Origin of the sequence: Rhodococcus sp. WWJCD1 (assembly GCF_002258735.1) — a bacterium.
Lineage (GTDB): Bacteria > Actinomycetota > Actinomycetes > Mycobacteriales > Mycobacteriaceae > Rhodococcoides.
Genome location: NZ_NOXY01000031.1, coordinates 353,085 through 374,341 on the forward strand (window position 1 = coordinate 353,085; position 21,257 = coordinate 374,341).

The window sequence follows — 21,257 nt, forward strand, 5'->3', positions numbered from 1 at the left end:
TGAACCTGCCGGAACAATGGGGTCGGTGCTCCTGTTGACTCTTGTCGTGACCACTACCGAGAACACTCCGCAGACCCCAGCCGCACTCACCGTCTACTCCACCACGTGGTGCGGTTACTGCCGCCGACTCAAGACCCAGCTCGACGAGGCGGGAATCACATACGCCGAGATCGACATCGAGCAGAACCCGGAAGCCGCCGACTTCGTCGGAAGCGTCAACAACGGCAACCATGTGGTGCCGACCGTCCTCTTCGCCGACGGCTCGACTGCAACCAATCCCGGTCTGGCCGAAGTCAAGCGCGCGCTGTCACTCTGATCGAGCGTCAGACCGTGGCCGCCCACGCTTCGAGCATTCCGCGCGCGATCGAGATCGAACCGGGGAGCAGCAATCGGGAGGTCGAGTCCGATCCCCAGTCGCCCAGCTCCAGCGCCGCGACAACCTCGGCTCGATCGAACCAGTGGGCTTCGGCGATCTCGCCGTCCTGGAAAAGCAACGGCTGCTCCGGGTCGGCGACAGCCGAGAACCCGATCATCACCGACCGCGGGAACGGCCACGGCTGGCTACCCAGGTAGTCGATATCGGAGACGTCGAGGCCCACTTCTTCCTTGATCTCCCGTGCCACACACGTTTCCAGGGATTCGCCGGCCTCGACGAAACCCGCCAGAACCGAGAATCGCCGCTCGGGCCAGGCCGGTGCGCGTGCCAGCAGCACTCTGTCGCCGCCGTCGTGGACCAGACAGATCACTGCGGGATCGGTGCGGGGAAATTCCTCGTGGCCGGTGGACGTACTGGTGCGAGACCACCCCGCGTTCGACGGAACCGACGGAGCGCCGTCGAGCGAGCTGAACTGCGCGCTCGCATGCCAATTGAGGATCGCCAGCGCACCGGTCACCATCGACAGTGCAGTGCTGTCCAGGCGATCACCGTCGGTACGCAGGTCGCCGAGCGTGCCCTCCAGGACCTCCACCCGCCTGGTCCATACGTGCCGGTCCCCGTGGATTCCGAGAAAGACCGCATCAGCGGTGGGTTCCGGTGCAACATCGACGGCGGGAGTGAGGATCAAGCCGTCCTCGTCCACGCCGAATCTGCCTCTGCCGTCCACGTTCAGTAGTCGGCCGGTCGACCAGCCTGCTGCGAGTGCGGCGGTGTCTCGGCGTAATTCCTCGGCCCTGTTCAGCGGTGACCGGGAGAGGCGAGGTGGGTGAGCGAGGTGGAATTTCGGCACGCTCGGAACCCTACTCGGACTTCGTTACTCACCCACACGACGGATGTACAGCAGGCGATCGGACGCCTCGACGGCATCGACTTCCGGGGTGCCGACCCGGAAGAGTTTGCCGCCCCGCACGACTCCGAGCACGATGTCGGTGAGGTGCCGCGGCGAGCCGCCCACCTCGTCGCGCTCGACTTCGCGCTCGGCGATCGCGAAGCCCGCCTCCGGCGTCAACAAGTCCTCGATCATCTCCACCACGGACGGTGTGGAGGTGGCGATGCCGAGCAACCGGCCCGCGGTCTCGGAGGAAACGACCACCGAATCTGCACCGGACTGACGCAGCAGGTGGGTGTTCTCCGCTTCCCTGATGGCCGCGACGATCTTGGCCTTGGGAGCGATCTCGCGGGCGGTCAGAGTCACCAGCACGGCGGTGTCGTCTCGGTTGGTCGCCACGATGATGGCCGACGCATGCTGGGCCCCGGTGAGTCTGAGCACGTCGGACTTGGTCGCCGAGCCGTGAACGGTGACCAAGCCCAGAGCCGACGCGGCATCGAGCACCGTCTGATCGGTGTCGACAACGACGATGTCGGACGCCGGTACGCCGTCTCCGAGCATCGCGTCGACTGCGGTTCGGCCCTTGGTGCCGAAACCGATGACCACGGTGTGATTGCGCACGCTGCGTCTCCATCGCTGAATTTTGAATGCTTGCCTGGACCGCTCGGTGAGAACCGACAGCGTCGTTCCGACCAGCAGAATGAGGAACAGGACCCGAAGTGGTGTGATGACAAGAATATTGACCAGCCGCGCCGACGGGCTCATCGGCGCGATGTCACCGTATCCCGTTGTCGACAGCGATACCGTCGCGTAGTAGAACGCGTCCAGGAAGGACAGCTCGCCGTTCTGGTTGTCGCTGTAACCGTCACGGTCGAGGTACACGACGAACGCAGCGAGAAACAGGATGCCGAGCGCCATCAGCACCCGCTTGTAGATCGCGCTCCACGGACTCGATTCCAGCTCCGGGACTCGGAGCACTCCGACGAGCGCGAAGTCGGGCTTGTCGGTCAGCGCGCCACTGTCGCTCAGGCGCGCACGCAACCTACCTGCCACGTCGCCCACCGAAGTGTGCGCAGAAGTCGAGATCATTCACGGCACGCAGCGTAACCCCACACAACGAATCTGTGCCGACGACTCGGGATGTGGCACGGTAAGTGCATGACACAGCGACCAAGTCAGGCAGCCGCACTGCGCCTCGCCGGACTGCTCACCGGAGCCGGCATTCTCCATTTCGTCACCCCGACGTTCTTCGACGCGCAGGTTCCGACGGCACTGCCGGGTTCGGCTCGCACGTACACCCAGGTATCGGGAGTCGCAGAGCTCGCGGTGGCCGCAACACTTGCCACGCCGCGCACCCGCCGACTCGGCGGCGCACTCGCGGCCGCGCTGTTCGTTGCCGTCTTCCCCGCCAACATCAACCTCGCATGGAAGTACGTGCAGAGCTCCAGGACTTCACCGGCGCTCAAAGCAGCCATGATCGCCCGTCTGCCGCTGCAGATCCCACTGGTCACCGAGGCTCTGAAGGCTCGACGGAACGCGCAGTAGCGTCGATCGGCGTCGACACGGCCGGACCCTCCAGAAGTTCGGCCAAAGCTGCTGCGTCCGGCAGGTTCTCGGGCGAGATGGTGTGGCCGCTACGGACATAGTGGAACGCCGCGCGAACGCGGTCCAGCGAAACCGGTTCGGCCTGCCCGATCGACATCAGCTCGGCCCACGCCAATCGGTAGGCCGCGAGTTGCATCGCCACTGCCTGCTGTTCCGACGCCGTCGGCTCTGCACCGGTTTTCCAGTCGACGACGGTCCAGCCGCCGTCGGGGTCCGCGAACACGGCGTCGATTCGACCGCGCAGCACCGTGCCCGCCACGGACGTCTCGAACGGGACCTCCACCTCGACGGGGCTGCGCAGCGACCATTCCGAGTCCAGGAACGCCTGCTGCAACGTTTCCAGGTCGACGTCGGCCGACGCACCGGTATCGGCCGAGCCCGGCAACTCGTCGAGGTCGAGCAACCGGGTTGCACCGAACCGCCGCTCGACCCAGGCGTGAAATGCAGTTCCTCTGCGCGCCAATGGGTTCGGAGGAAACGGCAACGGCCTGCGCAGTCGCGATGCCAGGCCATCGGGATCTGCGGCCAGGTCCACCAACTGCGTCACCGACAGGTTGCCCGGTAATGCCACGTCGACTCCCGCGACCGACCTCGCTGCCCGCTCCGCCAGCAGGGTCTCGACATCGGCAGCCCAGTTCTCCGGGTCGGTCAGGGTTGGGTCGTCCGTGTTCTCACTCGAATTGCGCTGCGCCGCATCGCCATCTGCCAGTGCGCGTAGCACCTCCCGCGCACCGCTCTCGACCGCACCACGTCTGGATCCGAGCGGGTCTCGCGGCCAGGACGCCGTGTGCGGCACAGCCCCGAGTGGGTTCTGCACTCCGTCCTCCGGAGCCGGGGCCCACTGCTCGATCACAGCCGCGGCGTCATCGGATCCGCTGACCTGCCTGTGCAATTCGTCGAGAAACTCCGATGGCCCACGCGACTTCGTCGACGTCTGGTCCCAGTGGTGCGCGGACACCAACAGCACCCGTTCGGTTCGGGTCAGCGCCACGTAGAACAGCCGCCGGTCCTCCGCGAGCCGGCGGCGGGCGAGCGCATCCTTGTGGTTCTTTACTGCATCCTCCAGGTCCTTTCGGTTGTACAGCTGGTCGAGCTCGAGAACCGGAACGCCCTCGGAGCCCTCGCCGTCCAGCGCGCGATCACCGCGCAGCGACGGCGGTAGTTCGGCCATGGCTCCGAGCCACGTCGAGGACGCGTTCGAGGACGGGAACACGCCTTTCGCTACGTGCGGCACGGCCACGACCTCCCATTCGAGGCCCTTCGCAGAGTGGACAGTGAGCACCTGAACTCGATGTGGGGCGACGTCGACCTCGCCTGGTGCGAGGCCGTCCTCGACCGTCTCCGCAGCAGCGAGGAACGACAGGAATCCGGTCACCGTGGCGGTGGGATTATCGGCGTAGTCGGCCACCACGTGGGCGAATGCATCCAGATGTTCGCGGCCGACTGCCCCGTCGGTCCCGATCGGCGTGCGGGCTTGCGCTTCGACGCCGATGTTCATGATCCGCTCGATGTCGCCGACCAACTCCGCCAGCGGTTGCCCGATTCGATCGCGCAGCAGGTGTAGTTCACCCGCGAGGGCGACGATCCGCCGGTAGCCGACCTCCGAGTACCGCTCGGTCGAACCAGGATCGGCAATCGCGTCTGCCAGTCCCGCCTGCTCGGACTGCTCGCCGGGAAGTGCGCTGCCGAGTGCGGCGTCCAACGTCTCGGGGTCGTCGACCCGACCCGCGGTGCCGTACCCGCTGCGGATCTCGAGTTCTCGGGCGCGCTGGGAGAGTGCCCGAAGATCCGTCGGGCCGATCTGCCACCGAGAACCGGTGAGGATGCGCATCGCGGAACTGCCGGCAGTCGGGTCGGCGACCAGTCGCAGCATCGCGATGATGTCTGCCACCTCGGGAACGTGCAGCAATCCGCCTAGCCCGACGACCTCCACGGGTAACCCACGGCTGCGCAGTACCTCGGCGATGGGTTCGGCATCGGCGTTGCGTCGCACCAGAACTGCAGCGGTGGGCGGCGGCCGATCCTGCTCGAGGGCCGAGCGGTACTCCCCCGCAATCCGGTCGGCAATCCACTCGCGTTCGCCCAGAACGGTCTCGGTGACGGCAATTCGGACGTCTCCGGGAACAGCTCCGGGACGGGCCCGCAGAGTCGGCACCGGAACACCGACGCGGCGCAGTGGATCGGTGATCAGGTTCGCCAGAGTCAGCGCCTCGGGCGGATTTCGCCAACTGGTGAGTAGTTCCAGTCGAGGGGCTGGACCACCGTCGGCCTGCGGAAAGTCGGTGGCGAACCGCGGCAGGTTCGCTGCCGACGCACCGCGCCAGCCGTAGATCGATTGCATCGGATCGCCCACCGCCGTCAGCGCCAACGTGGGGTCGCCGCCCGATCCGAACAGTGACGACAGCAGGACGCGTTGAGCGTGCCCGGTGTCCTGGTATTCGTCGAGCAGTACCAGCCGAAAACGTTGCCGTTCGGCTATACCCACCTCCGCATGCTCGGCCGCGACCCGCGCCGCCATCGACATCTGCGAGCCGAAATCCAGAGCGCCCTCTCGGCGCAGAGTCTGGCCCAGCCGTTCCACCAAAGGCAGCAACCCGATTCGTTGATGCTGCGCGTCGAGGATGTTCAGCAACTCTTTGGTGGGGCCGCCGCGTTGTCGCGGGCCCGGCCCGAGCGTGTGTACCAGTTTCTCCAACTCCACGTGTGCTTGGCGCAGCTCATCGGGATCGACGAGATGCTCGGCCAACTGGCCCGAGAGCGCCAATACCGCCTCGGTCACCGACGTGGGGTTTCGGTCGGTGTCCAGGTCGCCGTCCCAGGTGCTGACGACGCGGTGCGCCAGCTGCCACAGTTCGGTTTCCGAGAGCAGTGTCGCGGACGGTTCGATAGGCAGCAGCAATCCGTGCTCGGTGAGCAGTCGGCCTGCGTAGGAGTGATACGTGCTCACTTCGGGCTCGGCACCGAGAATCCGTTCACGCAGTGCCAGACTGGGATCGAGTGCGCGCACCAGATCGGATCCGGCCAGCCGAGCCAGCCGCGCCCTGATCCGAGACGTCAACTGCTGCGCGGCCTTTCGCGTGAAGGTCAGGCCGAGCACCTGGTCCGGGTCAACGAAACCGTTGGCCACCATCCACACCACACGGGCGGCCATCGTCTCGGTCTTGCCCGCCCCCGCTCCTGCCACCACGAGCATGGGGCCGGGCGGGGCCGCGATCACCGCAGCCTGCTCGTCGGTCGGCGGATGCTTCTGTCCCAGTGCCCGGGCGAGCTCGACCGGCGACACCCGCACCGAACCGGTCCGCTTCTTGGTCGGTGTCGTCACTGCTCGGTCACCTGCCTGCCGGTCTCGTGTGCCGGGCAACTGGACTTGACCGGGCAGTGCCTGCAGCCGTCGTTCACGCGCGCCTCGAATGTCGGCCCCTGCGTGGCCGACGCTGCCTGGTGCACGGTGTCCCGCCACTCCTCGAGTTTCTCCGGTGTCGGAACTTCCTGTACGCGCTGAGTCGCCCCGTCCTTGTTGTGCGGTTTGGCAACGAACACCAGCCGGGCTCCGCCGGGTTCGCTCGCGGGCTCGCCCTCGATCGCACCGGCTGCAGCTGCAACTTGGTAGGTGGCCAGCTGATGGTGGTTACGTGCGTCCTCCTTCGACATGACGGTCTTCGCCGTCTTGACGTCGATGATCACCGGCCGACCGTCCGGGTCGTGTTCGAGTCGATCGATACGTCCACGCAACGCGACCGCCGGCTCGTTCTCGGACCGCGCTTCGAGGACGCCGTCGACCTGTACTTCCACTCCGGCCTCGGTGAGCTCGCCTCGACTGCCGTGCAGCCAACTCTCGAATGTCTCCAGCATGGCCCCGGTTCGATCCAGCTCATGCCGCGAGTACCACTGCGAACCGAGATCAACTGCATCCCATGCTGTTTCGAGAGCACGACGAAGTTGCTCCGGTGGCATCCGACCGGCCACTGCCTGGACGAGAGTGTGCACGAGAGTGCCGGTGACCGCATGGGTGTTGGTGCCGTCGTTGCCGCCGTGACGTTCGAGCATCCACCGCAGCGGACAGGTGGTGAGTTGTTCCACCGTCGACGGCGACAACGGCACCGGACCGTCGCCGAGCTGCCACAACGGCGCGTCGGTGCTGAGCCCCGCCACGCCGAACCACTCGTCCGGATGCGCGCCTCGGACACCGGCGTCGGCGAGAGTGGCCAGATGGCGAGCAGCTCGGGCTCGCTTGTCCGGATCGTGTTCGGCAACGACTGGATCGCACACGACACTGCGCAGCTCGGCAACCAGCATCGGCAGCGCCAACACCCGATGTGCGGACTCGGGCGCTTCGAGCGGAAGGAGGGACTCGCCGTCGACGTCCACCCCGCGCAGTTCGTCGACGAAGCGGGAACGAACGAGGTCGGCATCGCCGGTACTGGAATCGACGGCAGTGACGAGCAGAGTCGATCGAGCGCGGCTGCACGCCACCAGAAACAGCGTGCGCTCCTCGGCGAGAAGGGGTGCCGATTTCGACAGACGCCCGTCGAGTGCTGCTCCGGCGTCGAACGTTCCGGACACGAGGTCGACCAGTGTGTCGGTTCCGAGGAGGCTTCCGCGCGCTCGGAGCCCCGGCCACAGACCTTCCTGAACCCCGGCCACCGCAACGAGCTCCCATTCCCGACCCGCAGCAGAGTGCGCACTGAGCAGGGTGACGGCGTCGGCCCGAACCGTGGCGCGATGCGAGTTCAGAGTCGGAATCTCCTGCTGCGCAATGTAATCGAGAAACCCGCCGATCTGTGCCCGCGGCAGTCTGTCGACATAGGCTGCCGCCGCATCGAACAACGCAACCACTGCATCGAGGTCACGGTCCGCCTGGGCACCGGCCGAGCCACCCCACGCGGACGCGCCGGCCCACCGACGTTCGAGACCCGATGCCTGCCAGGCTGCCCACAACACGTCCTCGACACCGCGACCCGTCCGGGCAACCGCCCTCGCCTTTCGGATCACGCCGAGGGCTTTGCGCAGTGGCGCGGACTCCACATCCGACAGTCCGCCGATCCAACCGCTCTTTCCACGAGAATCGTCGGTGAGGACGCCCCTGAGAAGTTCGGCCGAGTCGCGTTCACCGCCCGACGCGAGCTCGAGTCTTCTCATGCCCCTACGCAGTCGACGAAGACCAACCGGATCGGCTCCGCCGATCGGCCCGGACAGCAATGCCAGTGCATCTTCACCGTCGAAGGTCGGATCTGAGATCGCACGCAGTACCAGCAGTAGACCCACCGCCCCGTGCTGGCGATGCAGCGGAAGCTCGGAAGTGGGCGTGACCATCGGAACACCTGCTGCGTGCAGTGCCCGGCGCAACGGTGCAACGGTCCTCGGCACCGACCGCACCACGATGGCCATCTCGGACCACGGCATACCGTCGATCAGATGGGCTCGCCGCATGGCGTCGGCGATGATCGCGGCTTCCTTGGCCGGCGAGGACGCGACATGCACCCGCCCCGCAGGGTTGCCGAATCGGGCAACGGCCACCGGCTCGGGACACCGGTGCCGACCCAGCCCGGGCAGACGCCTCGCCACGATGTCGGTCAACTCGGCAACCTCCGGCACGGACCGGTGATTGCGCGTCAGCACCACTCGCCGTGGCGAATTCACCTCGACCAGGTCGGCCACGAATGTGGGATCGGCACCACGAAAAGTGAACACGGACTGATCGGGGTCCCCCGCGACGACGGTCGATTCGGTGTCGGTACCGATCAGCCGAACCAATTGTGCTGCTTGCGGATCGAGGTGCTGAGCATCGTCGACGACGAGGTGGCGGATGCGGGCACGTTCACTGCGAAGCAGTTCCGGGTCGGTGGCGAACGCCATCAGCGCGGCACCGATGAGCTCGGCGGCATCCAGACCAGGTGCCGTGGCTCCCGCAGCTTCGACGCCCACTGCTCCGCGCAGCAACATGGCTTGCTCGTACCGAGCGGCGAACCGCCCGACCGCAACCCACTCGGGTTTGCCGTGCTTGCGACCGAGTTTGACGAGGTCTTCCGGCCCGATTCCGCGTTCGGCGGACCTGAGCATCATGTCCCGCACCGCCGTCACGAACCCCGAGGTGCCGAGCGCCGGACGCAACCGATCCGGCCATTCCGCGGCACCGTCCTCGAGGTCGCCGCGCAGCATCTCGCGCACCACGGCGTCCTGTTCGGCACCGGTCAGCAGCCGCGGTGGCGGGTTGCCGTAGAGAGACGCCTGGAGCCTGAGCACCGCGAAGGCATAGGAGTGCACCGTACGTACCAACGGTTCACGTGTCGCTCTCAGCGCGTGGTCTCCACTGAAGAGGCCGGAGGTGATCACCTCGCGCACCGCGGTTGCCGCCCGTTTGGACTGTGTCAGCACCAGAACCGATTCCGGGTCCCCGGAGACGATGCGCGAGACCGCGTAGTCGGCGACGAGCGATGTCTTTCCCGTTCCGGGGCCACCGAGTACCTGCCACGGATTCCACCGGGGTGCGCCCTGCGCAGCCTCGGCCGCCGAATCCGGTCGTGACGACAACAGCCGAGCAGCCGCGCCGACCCACGTGCGGGCGGGCCGAGCCACCTTGGGTGCACGGACGAGGGTGACCGTCGCGCCGTGCCTGCCGTCCGTGCTCATGAGTACAGATGCAATCACGGACCACCGACACATCGGCCGCCGCCCGGACCGAACGGTGGGCCCGGTCAGTCGAGCAGCCCGTCCCGCAGCGCACGCAGAACAGCGCTTGTTCTGTCGTTCGCACCGAGTTTGAGAATGACCGACGACATATGGTTCTTGACGGTTCCTTCGGCCAGATGCAGTGCAACGGCGATCGATCTGTTGGTGTACCCGCTTGCGACGAGCCGCAGGACGTCGATCTCTCTCGCCGTGAGTGTTTCGGCGATCACGACGTCACTCGGGCCGTGCTTGCCGGTCCGAAAAGCGTCCAGCAGTCTCTCGGTGATGGCAGGTTGCGCCAAGGTGCGCCCGGCCGCGAGTTCACGGACAGCACCGCCGAGCCGCTCGAAGGTCACGTCCTTGAGTAGGTAGCCCTTCGCCCCCGCCTGCAGCGCCCCGAGCACCAACTCGTCGTCGTCGAACGTTGTCAGCACCAGGACCGGCACCCGAATTCCTTTCTCCTGCATTGCCCGAAGCGTCCACAGGCCGTCGAACCGCGGCATCCGTAGATCGAGCAACACCACATCGGGAGGGTCGAATTCGATCGACGCGATCGCAGCGGCGCCGTCGTCCGCCTCGCCGGTCACCTCGATGTCGGGATCCAGCTCGAGCAGGCTGCGGATACCCTGCCGGACCAGAGTGTGGTCGTCGACGATCAAAACCGTGATCACGGTGCGGGCACCGACGCGTACACCGTGAATCCGCGATCGACCGAGAACGTGACCGTGCCGCCCAGTCCTTCGATGCGCTCTCGAATTCCCTGCAGACCGTGCCCCGGCTCGAAATCGGCCGACGCCCGGCCGTCGTCGCGCACCGAGACCGACAGCGCACCCGTCGGATCCGCGCGTACCTCGATCCACATCTCATCGGCATTCGCATGGCGAATGGTGTTGGTGATCATCTCCTGCACGCAGCGGACCACCGCCACCGCGCGAGTGTCGTCGACCCTGATCTCGGGGTCGACCGTCAGATGCACGACCGGTTCGGGTAGCCGGGCAACCAGACGATCGAGCGACTCCCCCAGCACCGGAGTCCTGCTGCGCACCTCGCCGACGGCCGACCGAACGTCGCCGAGCAGGTCACGCGCAATGGATCGGGCCCGAACGACATGCTCGCGCCCAGGCTCGGAGACCTGATGGGACGCCACCTCGAGCTCGAGGCTCAGGGCGGTGAGCTGGTGACCGAGCACATCGTGCAACTCGCGCGCGATTCGCAATCGCTCGTCGGCCCGGGAGGAATCGTCCAACAACGCACTGGCGGTGCGCAGTTCGGCGTGCGCGACCGCAAGTTCCCGGCGCAACCGAGCCTGTCGTAGCTGTGCGGTCACCGACAACGCACTGGCCACCTGCAGGGCACCGTAGATCGACATGATCAGCGCGATTTCGGAGATCCGTCCATCCCGGATCGCAACCGACACCCCAACACAGCAGGTGTAGACCGCAACGATGACCGCCACCGACGAGCCGGACACCCGATACACGGCGAACGTCGAGGTGAAGACCAGCAGAATGGGCAACCAACCTGCAGTCGGGGCGGTCAGCACGAGAACCGGTGCCAGCATCACCTGCGCGGCGAAGCTCGCGCGGACAAGGCGATTCGGGAGCCGGTCTTCCCACCACATGCCCGTGGTCTGCACGAGCAGGAAGGCCGCGAACAGCGTGGCCCAGACCCAACGCGGAACCAAGATACTGTCGGCGATCGACCGATCGAGGACGACGAGAGCGCCCATCGCGACCGCGAGCGCGGACACGAACGCACCGGCCAGAACGTCGGGTCCGAGGCACCTCATTCTGTCGACCCTATCGCCCGCTCCACCCGCACACCCCTGCCGAAAGTCACGATCACCTTCGGTGACGATCGGCACCTGCGCGCAAGCCACGGCGGATCTAGCGTCGAGATCGACACAATCGAGAAGGGAACATCGGATGGCAGCGATAGACGTTCGAGACATCACCCAGCGTTATCGAGAGCGCACCGCCGTGGCAGGCGTCAGCCTCTCGGTCGTCGAAGGCGAGACGCACGGCCTGCTCGGGCGCAACGGTGCCGGTAAGACGACCCTGGTCGAAACCGTTGCAGGCCTTCGTAGGCCGACCTCCGGTGCCGTGCGGGTTCTGGGACTCGACCCCTTCACCGACCGCAATCGAGTACGCGCCGTTCTGGGAGTGCAGCTGCAGTCCAACGACCTTCACACCGCGCTCACCGTTACCGAACTGGTCGATCTGTTCGCCTCCTTCTACCGTCGACCTGCCGATCGAGACGCTCTCGTCCGTGCGGTGGGTCTGCACGAGCACCGCCGCGTGCGGTACGAGCGGTTGTCCGGAGGCCAGCAACAACGGTTGTCGGTGGTCCTCGCACTGATCGGCTCCCCTCGGGTTGTCATGCTCGACGAGCTCACCACCGGACTCGACCCGGATGCGCGACGCACCGTGTGGCGACTGATCGAGGATCTCCGCGCAGCCGGTGTCACCATCCTGCTGGTCAGCCATCACATGGACGAAGTACACCGCTTGTGCGATCGCATCACCGTCCTCGATCGAGGGGTCGTCGTGGCCACCGGCACACCGGAGTCTCTGATCGCCGACGCCGGCCTCGGAGGCGACCACCGGGCCACCCTCGAGGACGCATTCCTGACGCTCACCGAACGGAGCTCGGCATGACCACACACGACATCCGCGCTGCGCCGCGTCCGGGCCTGCGCGCCACCGGCGCACTCGTCGGGGCCGAAATGCGTATGGTCACCCGGGACACAGCCGGCCTGATCGTCCCGATCGCCCTCCCGGTTCTGGTACTTCTGATGAACGGATCCGCTACCTCGGCGGAAATCGTCGGGCCGGGCGCAATCACAGCATTCGATCGGTTCGTACTGCCGCTTGCCCTGACCATGATCATCGCCGTCATCGGAATCGTGAACATGCCGAGCTTTCTTGCGCTCTATCGCAAGTCCGGCGTGCTGAAGCGCCTGTCCACGACACCGATCGGACCGACGCAGGTGCTTGCTGCACAGGTGATCACCAGCGCCGTCCAAGCGACACTCGGAACCGGCATTGCTCTGTCCACAGCTGCTCTGTTCTTCGGAATTACGCCCCCACACAACCCGATCCTGGTTGCGGCCATTCTGATGCTGGGTGCCGCGGCAATGTACTCGCTGGGGATCGTGGTCGCTGCCGTCGCACCCACAGCGAACTCGGCCGTCGCGATCGGCCTGACTCTGTTCCTGGTTCTCGGTGCCACCGGCGGTCTGTTCGGACCGGTCGCGGATCTACCGGGTCCTGTCGAGATCGTCGGTGAGGTCCTTCCCTTCGGTGCCACCGTCACGGCTCTCGGAGCTGCCTGGGCCGGAACCTCGGTCGACGTGGCCGGACCGATAGGGCTGGGAGCCACCGTGGTCCTCGGATCCGCGTGTGCAATCCGGTTGTTTCGTTGGTCTTGAGCAGATGCGGCATAGTGGTCGACGTGCCCGAGTTGAATCTGCATACGTTCGGACCCGCAGACGGTCCTGAAATCCTCGCCGTTCACGGTGTGACCGGTCATGGTGCCCGCTGGTGGGATCTCGCCGAGAATCACCTGCCCGAAGCTCGAATTCTGGCTCCTGATCTGATCGGCCACGGCTATTCCCCGGCCACGCCGCCCTGGGACATCGACGCGCAGGTCACGGCTCTCAAAGCCGTACTGGACGCCCACGCGCGCGGCCCGGTAGTGGTGCTCGGACATTCGTACGGCGGCGCGTTGGCCGTCCATCTCGCGCAGAGATTCCCGGACGCGGTGCGGGCGCTGGTGCTGCTCGATCCCGCGATCGCTCTGCCACCGGAGGAGCTGCTCGAGGTGGCCGAGGCCACCGCGAAGTCACCCGATTACACCGACGCCGACGAGGCGCGATCGGAGAAGATCCACGGGGCGTGGGCGGACGTACCCACAGAGTTGCTCGACCGCGAGGTCGCCGACCACCTGGTTCCCGCCGACGGCGGAAAGGTGGCGTGGCGCATGTCGATTCCGGCGATCGTTGCGACGTGGGGCGAGCTCGCTCGTCCGATCGTGGTACCCGCCGAGAGCGTCCCGACCATCGTGGTTCGGGCCATGCGCGTCGAACCTCCCTATGTCACCGACGAATTCCTTGCTGTACTGCGAGAGAAACTCGGTGAGAACCTGCGCACCGTCGAACTGGACTGCGATCACATGGTCGGCCAGGCCAAGCCGGTCGAGGTGGCCGAGCTGGTGCGATCCGTGCTCTAGATGGCCCCGATCACCGAAGAACAGGTCGAGCGAGTGCGCGCATTGGTCGCGTCCATTCCCTCGGGATTCGTCGCCACGTACGGAGACATCGCGGCCGCTGCCGACCTGTCGAGTCCACGCATCGTGGGATGGATCATGCGCACCGACTCCGCCGACCTCCCGTGGCATCGCGTCCTCGGAGCCAGTGGCAGGCCCGCCCCGCACCTCGCCACCCGGCAGCTCGAGACGCTGCGCAGCGAAGGAGTGGCAGTCCACGACGGCAGAGTGCCGCTGAAGTCGATTCGATTCGACTTCGGGGCGCTCCCATCGCCGCTCGAGCCGACCACTAACCTCGGAGGATGAACATCAGAGACGGGCTCGGGCAATTCGATCCACGCCCCACGGCGAAGTTCGCCCTGTCGAAGGCGAGCACCTTCGTCGCCTCTGCCGGACTTGTCGTCGACGAGGTCTCGGGCACCCGGGTGGCGGGTCACATCGATTTGACGGACGAGCACCTCACCCCGTGGGGCGTCGTACACGGCGGGGTCTACACGACCGCTGTCGAGAGCGCCGCCAGCATCGGTGCCAGCGAGGCGGTGAAGGATCGCGGTGAGTTCGCCGTCGGAGTGCACAACGGCACCGACTTTCTCCGCGCGAGCAAGGGCGGACGCGTCGACGTTCTCGCAGAACCGTTGCAGCAGGGCCGTGTTCAGCAATTGTGGCTGGTCACGATCACCGCCTCCGACAGCGGAAAGATCATTGCACGCGGGCAGGTTCGGCTACAGAACGTGCCTTTGCCGACATGACAGCGCTCGCACCGTGACGCCGGTCTGCGATGCGATCGTCCTCGCCGGCGGTCGCGGATCGAGGATGGCCGATCCCGAGCATTCGACGTCGCCGCAGGAGGTCGACAAGCCGGCCTTGACCGTCGGCGGCCGTCGAATGGTCGACATCGCGGTGGACGCCGTATCGAACTGCCGCAGAACGGTTCTGGTGGGTCCACCACGCGCCGGGGTGGCGGACCACGTTGTCCAGACCCGTGAGTCGCCTGCCGGCGGTGGGCCCGTTTCGGCCCTCGCCGCGGGACTCCGATCCCTCGATGACAGTGCAGACTCGGAACACACTGCAGATCTGGTGGCCGTCGTCGCGGCGGACATTCCACTTCTCGATTCCGCCGCGATAGGATCCCTGATCGATTCCATCGCACACTCCGCAGCACATGCAGTATTCGCTCGCGACAGCGCGGGGCGCACACAGTTCCTGCTGGGAGTGTGGCAGCACGCCGCGCTGCGTTCCGCTGTGGCACAGCTGGATTCGGTAGAAGGTGCACCGATGCGCCGGATCGTTCCGATCGATCATCAGGTCATCGCACTTCCCGATATCGAGGACTGCGACACCCCTGCCGACCTTCTGGCCGCTCGCCTCGCCGCGCAGCCGTCGCAGACGCTCGAGGTCGCCGACGCATTGGAGCGCATTCGAAGCAGCCTCACTCCCCTACCTGTCCGTCGTATTCCGCTGCAGGACAGTGCCGGAACCGTCCTCGCGGAACCCCTCGTGTCCCAGACCGCGTTGCCGGCAGTCGACATCTCCGCGATGGACGGTTACGCCGTCTGCGGCTCCGGGCCGTGGACGCTGCGGCCCGACATCGCGTACGCAGGAAGTGTCGACATCGCCGGACTCACCGCCGGAACAGCGGTGCGCATCGCGACCGGTGCTGCGCTTCCGCCCGGAGCGACGTCGGTGGTGCGCGACGAGCACGTGACACACGATCCGGACGGGTCGGTGCGTCGACCGTCGACCGCAGCCGAGTCCGACGACACACGTCGGCGCGGCGAGGACTGGCTGCCGGGCACCGAGCTGGTCGCCGCGGGAACTCCGATCGATGCGGCGGTACGGTCTCTCGCCGCCAGCGCGGAAGTGTTCGACGTGACGGTGCGCGGTCCAGTTCGTGGTCGAATAGTGATCAGCGGCAACGAGATTCGATCGAGTGGACCGCTGGCCCCCGGCGAGACCCGAGACGTTCTCGGATCGGTGTTGCCGGAGTACCTGTCGCACTGCGGCATCGCGGTCGTCGATGTGACACTGCTCGACGACTCGGCGACGGAATTTCGAGACGTCCTGACTCGCACGCAGGACCTGGACGTCGTCGTCGTGGTCGGAGCCACCGGAGGCGGTGCCGCCGATCAACTGCGCTCGACCCTGGCGACACTCGACGCGAAGCCCATCGTCGGCCGGATGCGTGTCCGACCCGGTGGTTCCCAGATCACTGCGGCGCTGCCCGACGGCACAGTGGTACTCGGATTACCCGGCAACCCCCTGGCGGCCGTCGGAACGGCACTGCTGACGGCTCCGGCGATCGTCGACGCATTGACCGGCAGAACGGTGCGTCCACCACGAATGGGTCTGTTGTCCAATGCCGCGGACGTTCGATCTGCAGTCCCTCGCCTCGTCCCCGTCAACGTCGACGGCACGCGTTGGCGGGCAGATACCGAGGTACGCACTGCACATCTGGCTCACCTGGTCGGCCGGGATGCGCTCGCACTGGTTCCGGCCGAGATCAGCGCCGACGAACCGGTGACCATCCTTCCGTTGCCGTACTGAGCGATCCGCTCTCCAGCGATCGGACGCCCTCGAAGTAGCGGGCCACCACCAGATCCACGATTGCTGGATGGACCCCCAGCGGCTCACCGACGCCGTCTGCACCTGCGTCGGCCAATCGATTGTGAAAGAGCCCGCGCGCCAACAGATACGATGCAACGAAGATTCGAGTATGTCCCTCCTCTCGGAGAGCCGACACCGCCTCGGACACGGTGGGGACAGCGGTGGCGACGTACCCGATGCGTACCGGGACCCCCGCGACGTCGGCCAGCATCGCTGCTGCTCGAACGTGTTCTGCCAGCGCTCGGGGGTCGGACGACCCTGCGGCGGCGAGCACGATCGAATCGCCTGTGCGCCAACCGGTGTCGCGTAGCCGATCGAGCATGACCTCCGCGAGTACGGGGTCCGGTCCCAGAGCACGGGTGACCGCGACCGAGCTATGAGCGCTTTCGGCAATTTCTCGCGGTACGTCGGAGTGGACGTGATAGCCCGACGCCAGGAATGCCGGAACCACGACCGCCGACCCGGGGGTGTCGCGCAGCACTTCGGCCGGGGACGGTCCGAGTACGTCGACGAATGCCACGCGAGTGGCACCGATCTGCGTCGACACGGCATCGGCAAGTGCGGCGATCATCTCGACACCACGGGGGTTTCGGGTGCCGTGTGCCACCAACACCGGAGTCGCAGTCATCAGTACTTCCCTCCTTCGACGACGGCCACACGCGCGTGCACGGCAGGCTCCTCGGAATCGCAGTCCGATTCGGTTTCGACGTGATCGAGTGCGATCCGATACCCACGCTTGACCACGGTCTGGATCGCCTTCGGCGCGCCGAGAGAGGACCGGAGTCTGGTCATCGCTGTTTCCACCGCGTGGGTGTCACCTCCACCACCGGGCAAGGACGCAAGCAAGTCTTCCCGGGAGACGACGCGTCCAGGATTGCGAGCGAGTGTCTTCATCAACGCCATTCCGGCCGGCGACACCGGTCGCACTTCACCGTCGACCACGACGCACCGGCCGCGCACACTCACCACGTGTCCGCCTGCATGAAGACGACCGGTCCGCCTCGGCAATTCCTCGGCGATATGCCGCGCCAAAGCGCCCAAACGCGCTCTCGCCGGCTGCGTGGTGGCCACGTTCAGTTGTTCGAGGGGTGCTGCCGTCACCGGCCCGACGCACACCGGAAGCACCCGCGTACGCATCGATTGCAACAGGGGTTCGAGCACCCCGTTCTCGTCGGCGCGCATCAGCATCGAGGCCACCGCAGGCGCGGAGGTGAAGCTGAGTGCGTCGAGATCGCCGACGACGACGGCTTCGATCATGCGGTCCATCGGACCCTGGTCGTCGGGGGCCGTCCAGCGATACACCGGCACCGGAACCACTTCGGCTCCGGCACAGCGCAGTACCTCGCAGAAGTCCGGGATCGGCTCCCATTCGGTCGTCGCGCCGTGCAGTTGCACGGCGATACGTTTGCCCTCGACCCCTTCGGCGAGTAGATGCTCGAGTACCTCCGCGGAGGATTCGGAGGCGGGCGACCAGTCCTCGCGGAGATCGGCGGCCCTGATCGCACCCGTTGCCTTGGGACCGCGGGCCAGCAACCGGGACGCCCCGAGCGCAGACCCGAGTTCTTCTGCCCGCCCCCATCCGTCTGCGGCCTCGACCCAGCCTCGGAATCCGATGCCTGTTGTGGCGACGGTAATTTCGGGTGGATGCGCGATGATCGCCGCGGTCACGCGTTCCAGCTCGGCATCGTCCGCGAGCGGGATGATGCGGATCGCGGGGGCATGCATCACGGTTGCTCCCCGCCGCTCGAGCAGAGTTGCGAATTCCTCGGCCCGACGCGACGCCGTGATCCCGACGGTGAACCCGGCCAGAGGCGTTCCTGCCCCCGCGATTTCGCTCACGTAGAGCCGCCGCGGACGAGCACGACACCCTCGACGCAGGAGACCTCGAAGGATCCGAGACCGACCTCCGCATCGTCGAGGCAGCGCCCGTCGACCAAGGAGAAGACCTGCTTGAGCAACGGTGATGCGACCGTGGGCTCGCCACCGCGGTCACCCACGAGGCCGCGCGACATCACCGCTGCGCGTCCGTACGGATCGATGTTGCCCACCGCGAACAGTCGTCCGTCGTCGAGCAGAAACAACGCCGCCTGCGTGCCTCCGCGCAGGAGCACCGCTACCCCGCGCCCCGGAATCAGCGTGTCCAGCGTGCAGGCCGGGGTCCAACTACGAGCAATGTCGTTCGGTACCGCTGTACGTGAGTCGATGACAGTCATGGCGTACCTCCTGGTCAGCTATTCCACGTTGTCAGTGTTTCTGGGCCGTTAAGTCGCGATTACTCACCTGTGCACATGCACTCAGTTTCGTGACCTGGCGTATGTCAGGCCGGGGTCGGTCCTAGGCACCGACGCGCGGCATTCCCATCAGCACGGGAATCTTGCGTGCTCCGGAGTCGTCGAACGCAATGGTGGGATCGGCCTCGGCCGGTGCGTTGACGAACGAGACGAATCGACCGAGCTTCTCGTCGTCCTCGAGCACGCCGGCCCACTCGTCCTTGTAGCCGGCGACGTGGCGCTCCATGTCGGCTTCGAGTTCCGCGCCGATGCCGAGGCTGTCGTCGCACACGACGGCCTTGAGATGCTCGAGTCCTCCGTCGAGCGACTCGAGCCACGGCGCGGTCCGCTGCAGTCGATCCGCGGTGCGGACGTAGAACATCAAGTAGCGGTCGATGAAACTGACCAACGTGGCATCGTCGAGGTTGGAGGCGAGCAGCTGAGCGTGCTTGGGTGACTGCCCGCCGTTTCCGCCGACGTAGAGGTTCCAGCCACCCTCGGTCGCGATGATTCCGACGTCCTTGCCGCGGGCCTCGGCGCACTCACGCGCACAGCCCGATACCCCGAACTTGATCTTGTGCGGGGACCTCAGCCCTCGATAGCGGTTCTCCAGGTCGACGGCCATCCCCACCGAATCCTGGACACCGTACCGGCACCAACTGGAACCGACGCAGCTCTTGACCGTGCGCAGCGACTTCCCGTATGCCTGGCCCGATTCCATGCCTGCGTCGACGAGGCGCTTCCAGATAGCAGGCAACTGCTCGACGCGGGCACCGAACATATCGATGCGCTGTCCGCCCGTCACCTTGGTGTAGAGCCCGAAATCGCGAGCGACCTCGCCGATGACGATCAGCTGCTCGGGGGTGCATTCGCCGCCGGGCATCCGCGGCACCACCGAGTACGTGCCGTTCTTCTGGATATTGGCCAGGAAGTGATCGTTGGTGTCCTGCAGCGAGGCCTGCTCGCCGTCCAGAATGTGATCCGAAGACGTCGATGCGAGGATCGACGCGACGACGGGCTTGCAGATGTCGCAGCCGGTTCCGCTGCCGTACTTGGCGATCAGCGACGAGAAGGTGCGTGTGTTCGTTGCCCGAACGATCTCGAACAGCTCGGCCCTGGATTGAGAGAAGTGCTCGCACAAGGACTTCGAGAGCACCACCCCGGATGCGGCCAGCAACGACTTGATGGACGGCAGACATCCGCCGCAGGTGGTGCCCGCGGTGGTGCAACTCTTCACGGCCGCCAGATCGCACGCTCCGTCGGCGATGGCCGAGCAGATGGCACCCTTGCTCACGCCGTTGCAGGAGCAGATCTCGGCGTCGTCGGGCAGCGCACCGATACCGACCTGTTCGGCTGCCGGTGAGATCAGGGCTCCGGGGTCGCCGGGCAATTCTCGTCCGACGAGCGGACGCAGCAGCGAATACGCGGAGGCGTCGCCGACGAGGATGCCGCCGAGGAGGGTCTTCGCGTCGTCGGTCACGACGAGCTTGGCGTACGTTCCCTTGGGCGCATCGCTGAATACCACCTCGAGAGCACCCGGAGTGGCCGCCATCGCGTCGCCGAAGCTCGCGACATCGACGCCCATGAGCTTGAGTTTGGTGGACATGTCGGCACCAGGGAATTGCGCTGCGCCGCCGAGCAATCGGTCGGCCACCACCTCTGCCGTCGAGTACCCGGGGGCAACGAGGCCGTAGCATCGGCCCTCGACCGCGGCACACTCGCCGATCGCGAATACGGCGGGATCGGATGTAGTGCAACCGATGTCGACCATGATGCCGCCGCGCTCGCCGACCTCGAGGCCACTCTCGCGGGCCAGCCGATCCTGGGGACGCACACCGGCGGAGAACACCAACAGAGCGGCGTCGATCGTGCTGCCGTCGCTCAGCTCGACCGTCAGGCCGGCGCTGTCGTTCTCGGAGATCGACGATGTACCGACTCCCACATGGACGTTCAGCCCGAGTTCGGTGACGAGACGAGCCAACAGCGCGCCTCCGCCCTCGTCGACCTGCAGCGGCATCAATCGTGGAGCGAACTCGATGACGTGCGGGGTCATGCCCATCTTCTGCAGTGCATTGGCCGCTTCGAGACCGAGTAGACCTCCGCCGACGACGACCCCCACGGCACCGGGGCCCGCTGCGTCCGCTCGGGCCCGGATCTTGTCCAGGTCGTCGAGGGTCCGGTAGACGAAGCAGCCAGGTAGATCGTGCCCGGGGATCGGCGGCACGAACGGATAGGACCCGGTGGCGAGCACGAGCGCGTCGTACTCCACCGAGTCGCCCGCGGAGGTCTCGACGGTCCGGTGATCACGGTCGATGCGATCGGCACGCACTCCGGTGCGCATCTCGACGAGAAGGTCACCGGGGTAGTCGTTACCCGCCAGCGCCAGTTCCTTGTGGTCCCAGGCACCGACGTAGGACGACAGGCCCACTCGGTCGTACGCCGGCAACGCTTCCTCGCAGAGGACCGTGACCTTCCACTCTGCCGCCTCGTCGCGCGCGCGCAACGCTTCGACGAACCGGTGCCCGACCATTCCATGACCTACCACTACCGCGTTCTTCATTGCGGGTCCTTCCGAATT

Annotated in this window: 18 protein-coding genes; 8 read left to right on the plus strand and 10 right to left on the minus strand. The window is 66.3% G+C overall.

The features are described from left to right. Positions 1-16: 16 nt before the first annotated feature. Positions 17-316 (plus strand): mycoredoxin, encoded by a 300-nt coding sequence (locus tag CH286_RS24725; RefSeq protein ID WP_052058841.1) that lies wholly within the window; start codon positions 17-19, stop codon positions 314-316. A 7-nt stretch (positions 317-323) separates the two neighbouring features. Here the strand turns inward: CH286_RS24725 and nudC are convergent, their stop codons facing one another. Together nudC and CH286_RS24735 are read right to left on the minus strand one after the other, a co-directional pair. Continuing rightward, positions 324-1,226, minus strand: a complete 903-nt coding sequence (gene nudC / locus CH286_RS24730) for an NAD(+) diphosphatase (protein ID WP_037155730.1) — start codon at positions 1,224-1,226, stop codon at positions 324-326. 24 nt (positions 1,227-1,250) lie between these two features. Beyond that, positions 1,251-2,318: a potassium channel family protein gene (locus CH286_RS24735; protein WP_032378149.1), complete on the minus strand. Its 1,068-nt coding sequence runs from the start codon at positions 2,316-2,318 to the stop codon at positions 1,251-1,253. A gap of 105 nt (positions 2,319-2,423) precedes the next feature. Between CH286_RS24735 and CH286_RS24740 the strand changes: the two genes are divergently transcribed. Continuing rightward, complete coding sequence (locus tag CH286_RS24740) at positions 2,424-2,810, plus strand: DoxX family protein (protein WP_032403559.1); 387 nt, start codon at positions 2,424-2,426, stop codon at positions 2,808-2,810. On the opposite strand, the gene CH286_RS24745 is transcribed toward CH286_RS24740, so the two are convergent. The 4 genes from CH286_RS24745 to CH286_RS24760 form a co-directional block, all read right to left on the minus strand. Next, positions 2,773-6,192 (minus strand): ATP-dependent helicase, encoded by a 3,420-nt coding sequence (locus tag CH286_RS24745; RefSeq protein ID WP_094610665.1) that lies wholly within the window; start codon positions 6,190-6,192, stop codon positions 2,773-2,775. The two genes, CH286_RS24740 and CH286_RS24745, sit on opposite strands and share 38 nt — an antisense overlap. Then, positions 6,189-9,500, minus strand: a complete 3,312-nt coding sequence (locus CH286_RS24750) for an ATP-dependent helicase (RefSeq protein WP_094610595.1) — start codon at positions 9,498-9,500, stop codon at positions 6,189-6,191. The genes CH286_RS24745 and CH286_RS24750 overlap by 4 nt, the downstream gene beginning before the upstream one ends. 65 nt (positions 9,501-9,565) lie before the next feature. After that, a complete protein-coding gene (locus CH286_RS24755; protein ID WP_037155735.1) occupies positions 9,566-10,210 on the minus strand; it encodes a response regulator in 645 nt (214 codons plus the stop codon). Then, entirely contained in the window at positions 10,207-11,328 is a 1,122-nt protein-coding gene (locus CH286_RS24760) for a sensor histidine kinase (protein WP_176458336.1), read from the minus strand. Before CH286_RS24760 ends, CH286_RS24755 begins: the two co-directional genes overlap by 4 nt. A gap of 136 nt (positions 11,329-11,464) precedes the next feature. On the opposite strand from CH286_RS24760, the gene CH286_RS24765 reads away from it, so the two are divergent. From CH286_RS24765 to CH286_RS24790, 6 genes are read left to right on the plus strand one after another with little or no spacing between them, the layout of a single operon-like run. Continuing rightward, entirely contained in the window at positions 11,465-12,196 is a 732-nt protein-coding gene (locus CH286_RS24765) for an ABC transporter ATP-binding protein (protein ID WP_037155739.1), read from the plus strand. Next, a complete protein-coding gene (locus CH286_RS24770; RefSeq protein WP_037155741.1) occupies positions 12,193-12,969 on the plus strand; it encodes an ABC transporter permease in 777 nt (258 codons plus the stop codon). The genes CH286_RS24765 and CH286_RS24770 overlap by 4 nt, the downstream gene beginning before the upstream one ends. Before the next feature lie 23 nt (positions 12,970-12,992). After that, positions 12,993-13,769 carry an alpha/beta hydrolase gene (locus tag CH286_RS24775; protein ID WP_094610666.1) on the plus strand — a complete coding sequence of 259 codons (777 nt, stop codon included), beginning with the start codon at positions 12,993-12,995 and terminating at the stop codon, positions 13,767-13,769. Next, a complete protein-coding gene (locus CH286_RS24780; RefSeq protein ID WP_032403092.1) occupies positions 13,770-14,111 on the plus strand; it encodes an MGMT family protein in 342 nt (113 codons plus the stop codon). Then, complete coding sequence (locus CH286_RS24785) at positions 14,108-14,554, plus strand: PaaI family thioesterase (protein WP_230592471.1); 447 nt, start codon at positions 14,108-14,110, stop codon at positions 14,552-14,554. The genes CH286_RS24780 and CH286_RS24785 overlap by 4 nt, the downstream gene beginning before the upstream one ends. Before the next feature lie 13 nt (positions 14,555-14,567). Continuing rightward, complete coding sequence (locus CH286_RS24790) at positions 14,568-16,349, plus strand: NTP transferase domain-containing protein (RefSeq protein WP_255182760.1); 1,782 nt, start codon at positions 14,568-14,570, stop codon at positions 16,347-16,349. On the opposite strand, the gene CH286_RS24795 is transcribed toward CH286_RS24790, so the two are convergent. The 4 genes from CH286_RS24795 to nirB form a co-directional block, all read right to left on the minus strand. Next, complete coding sequence (locus CH286_RS24795; protein ID WP_094610597.1) at positions 16,306-17,037, minus strand: sirohydrochlorin chelatase; 732 nt, start codon at positions 17,035-17,037, stop codon at positions 16,306-16,308. The two genes, CH286_RS24790 and CH286_RS24795, sit on opposite strands and share 44 nt — an antisense overlap. Next, positions 17,037-18,248 (minus strand): uroporphyrinogen-III synthase, encoded by a 1,212-nt coding sequence (locus CH286_RS24800; protein WP_032403089.1) that lies wholly within the window; start codon positions 18,246-18,248, stop codon positions 17,037-17,039. The genes CH286_RS24795 and CH286_RS24800 overlap by 1 nt, the downstream gene beginning before the upstream one ends. Then, a complete protein-coding gene (gene nirD / locus CH286_RS24805) occupies positions 18,245-18,622 on the minus strand; it encodes a nitrite reductase small subunit NirD (protein ID WP_032376922.1) in 378 nt (125 codons plus the stop codon). Before nirD ends, CH286_RS24800 begins: the two co-directional genes overlap by 4 nt. Positions 18,623-18,743: 121 nt before the next feature. Further along, complete coding sequence (gene nirB, locus CH286_RS24810) at positions 18,744-21,239, minus strand: nitrite reductase large subunit NirB (RefSeq protein WP_094610598.1); 2,496 nt, start codon at positions 21,237-21,239, stop codon at positions 18,744-18,746. Positions 21,240-21,257: the final 18 nt, after the last annotated feature.

Bases quoted from the DNA above. Each gene is read 5' to 3' on its own strand.
- CH286_RS24725 (WP_052058841.1), top strand. From the start codon at position 17: ATGGGGTCGGTGCTCCTGTTGACTCTTGTCGTGACCACTACCGAGAAC.
- CH286_RS24740 (WP_032403559.1), top strand. From the start codon at position 2,424: ATGACACAGCGACCAAGTCAGGCAGCCGCACTGCGCCTCGCCGGACTG.
- CH286_RS24750 (WP_094610595.1), bottom strand. From the start codon at position 9,500: ATGAGCACGGACGGCAGGCACGGCGCGACGGTCACCCTCGTCCGTGCA.
- CH286_RS24760 (WP_176458336.1), bottom strand. From the start codon at position 11,328: ATGAGGTGCCTCGGACCCGACGTTCTGGCCGGTGCGTTCGTGTCCGCG.
- CH286_RS24765 (WP_037155739.1), top strand. From the start codon at position 11,465: ATGGCAGCGATAGACGTTCGAGACATCACCCAGCGTTATCGAGAGCGC.
- CH286_RS24770 (WP_037155741.1), top strand. From the start codon at position 12,193: ATGACCACACACGACATCCGCGCTGCGCCGCGTCCGGGCCTGCGCGCC.
- CH286_RS24780 (WP_032403092.1), top strand. From the start codon at position 13,770: ATGGCCCCGATCACCGAAGAACAGGTCGAGCGAGTGCGCGCATTGGTC.
- CH286_RS24785 (WP_230592471.1), top strand. From the start codon at position 14,108: ATGAACATCAGAGACGGGCTCGGGCAATTCGATCCACGCCCCACGGCG.
- CH286_RS24795 (WP_094610597.1), bottom strand. From the start codon at position 17,037: ATGACTGCGACTCCGGTGTTGGTGGCACACGGCACCCGAAACCCCCGT.
- nirD (WP_032376922.1), bottom strand. From the start codon at position 18,622: ATGACTGTCATCGACTCACGTACAGCGGTACCGAACGACATTGCTCGT.
- nirB (WP_094610598.1), bottom strand. From the start codon at position 21,239: ATGAAGAACGCGGTAGTGGTAGGTCATGGAATGGTCGGGCACCGGTTC.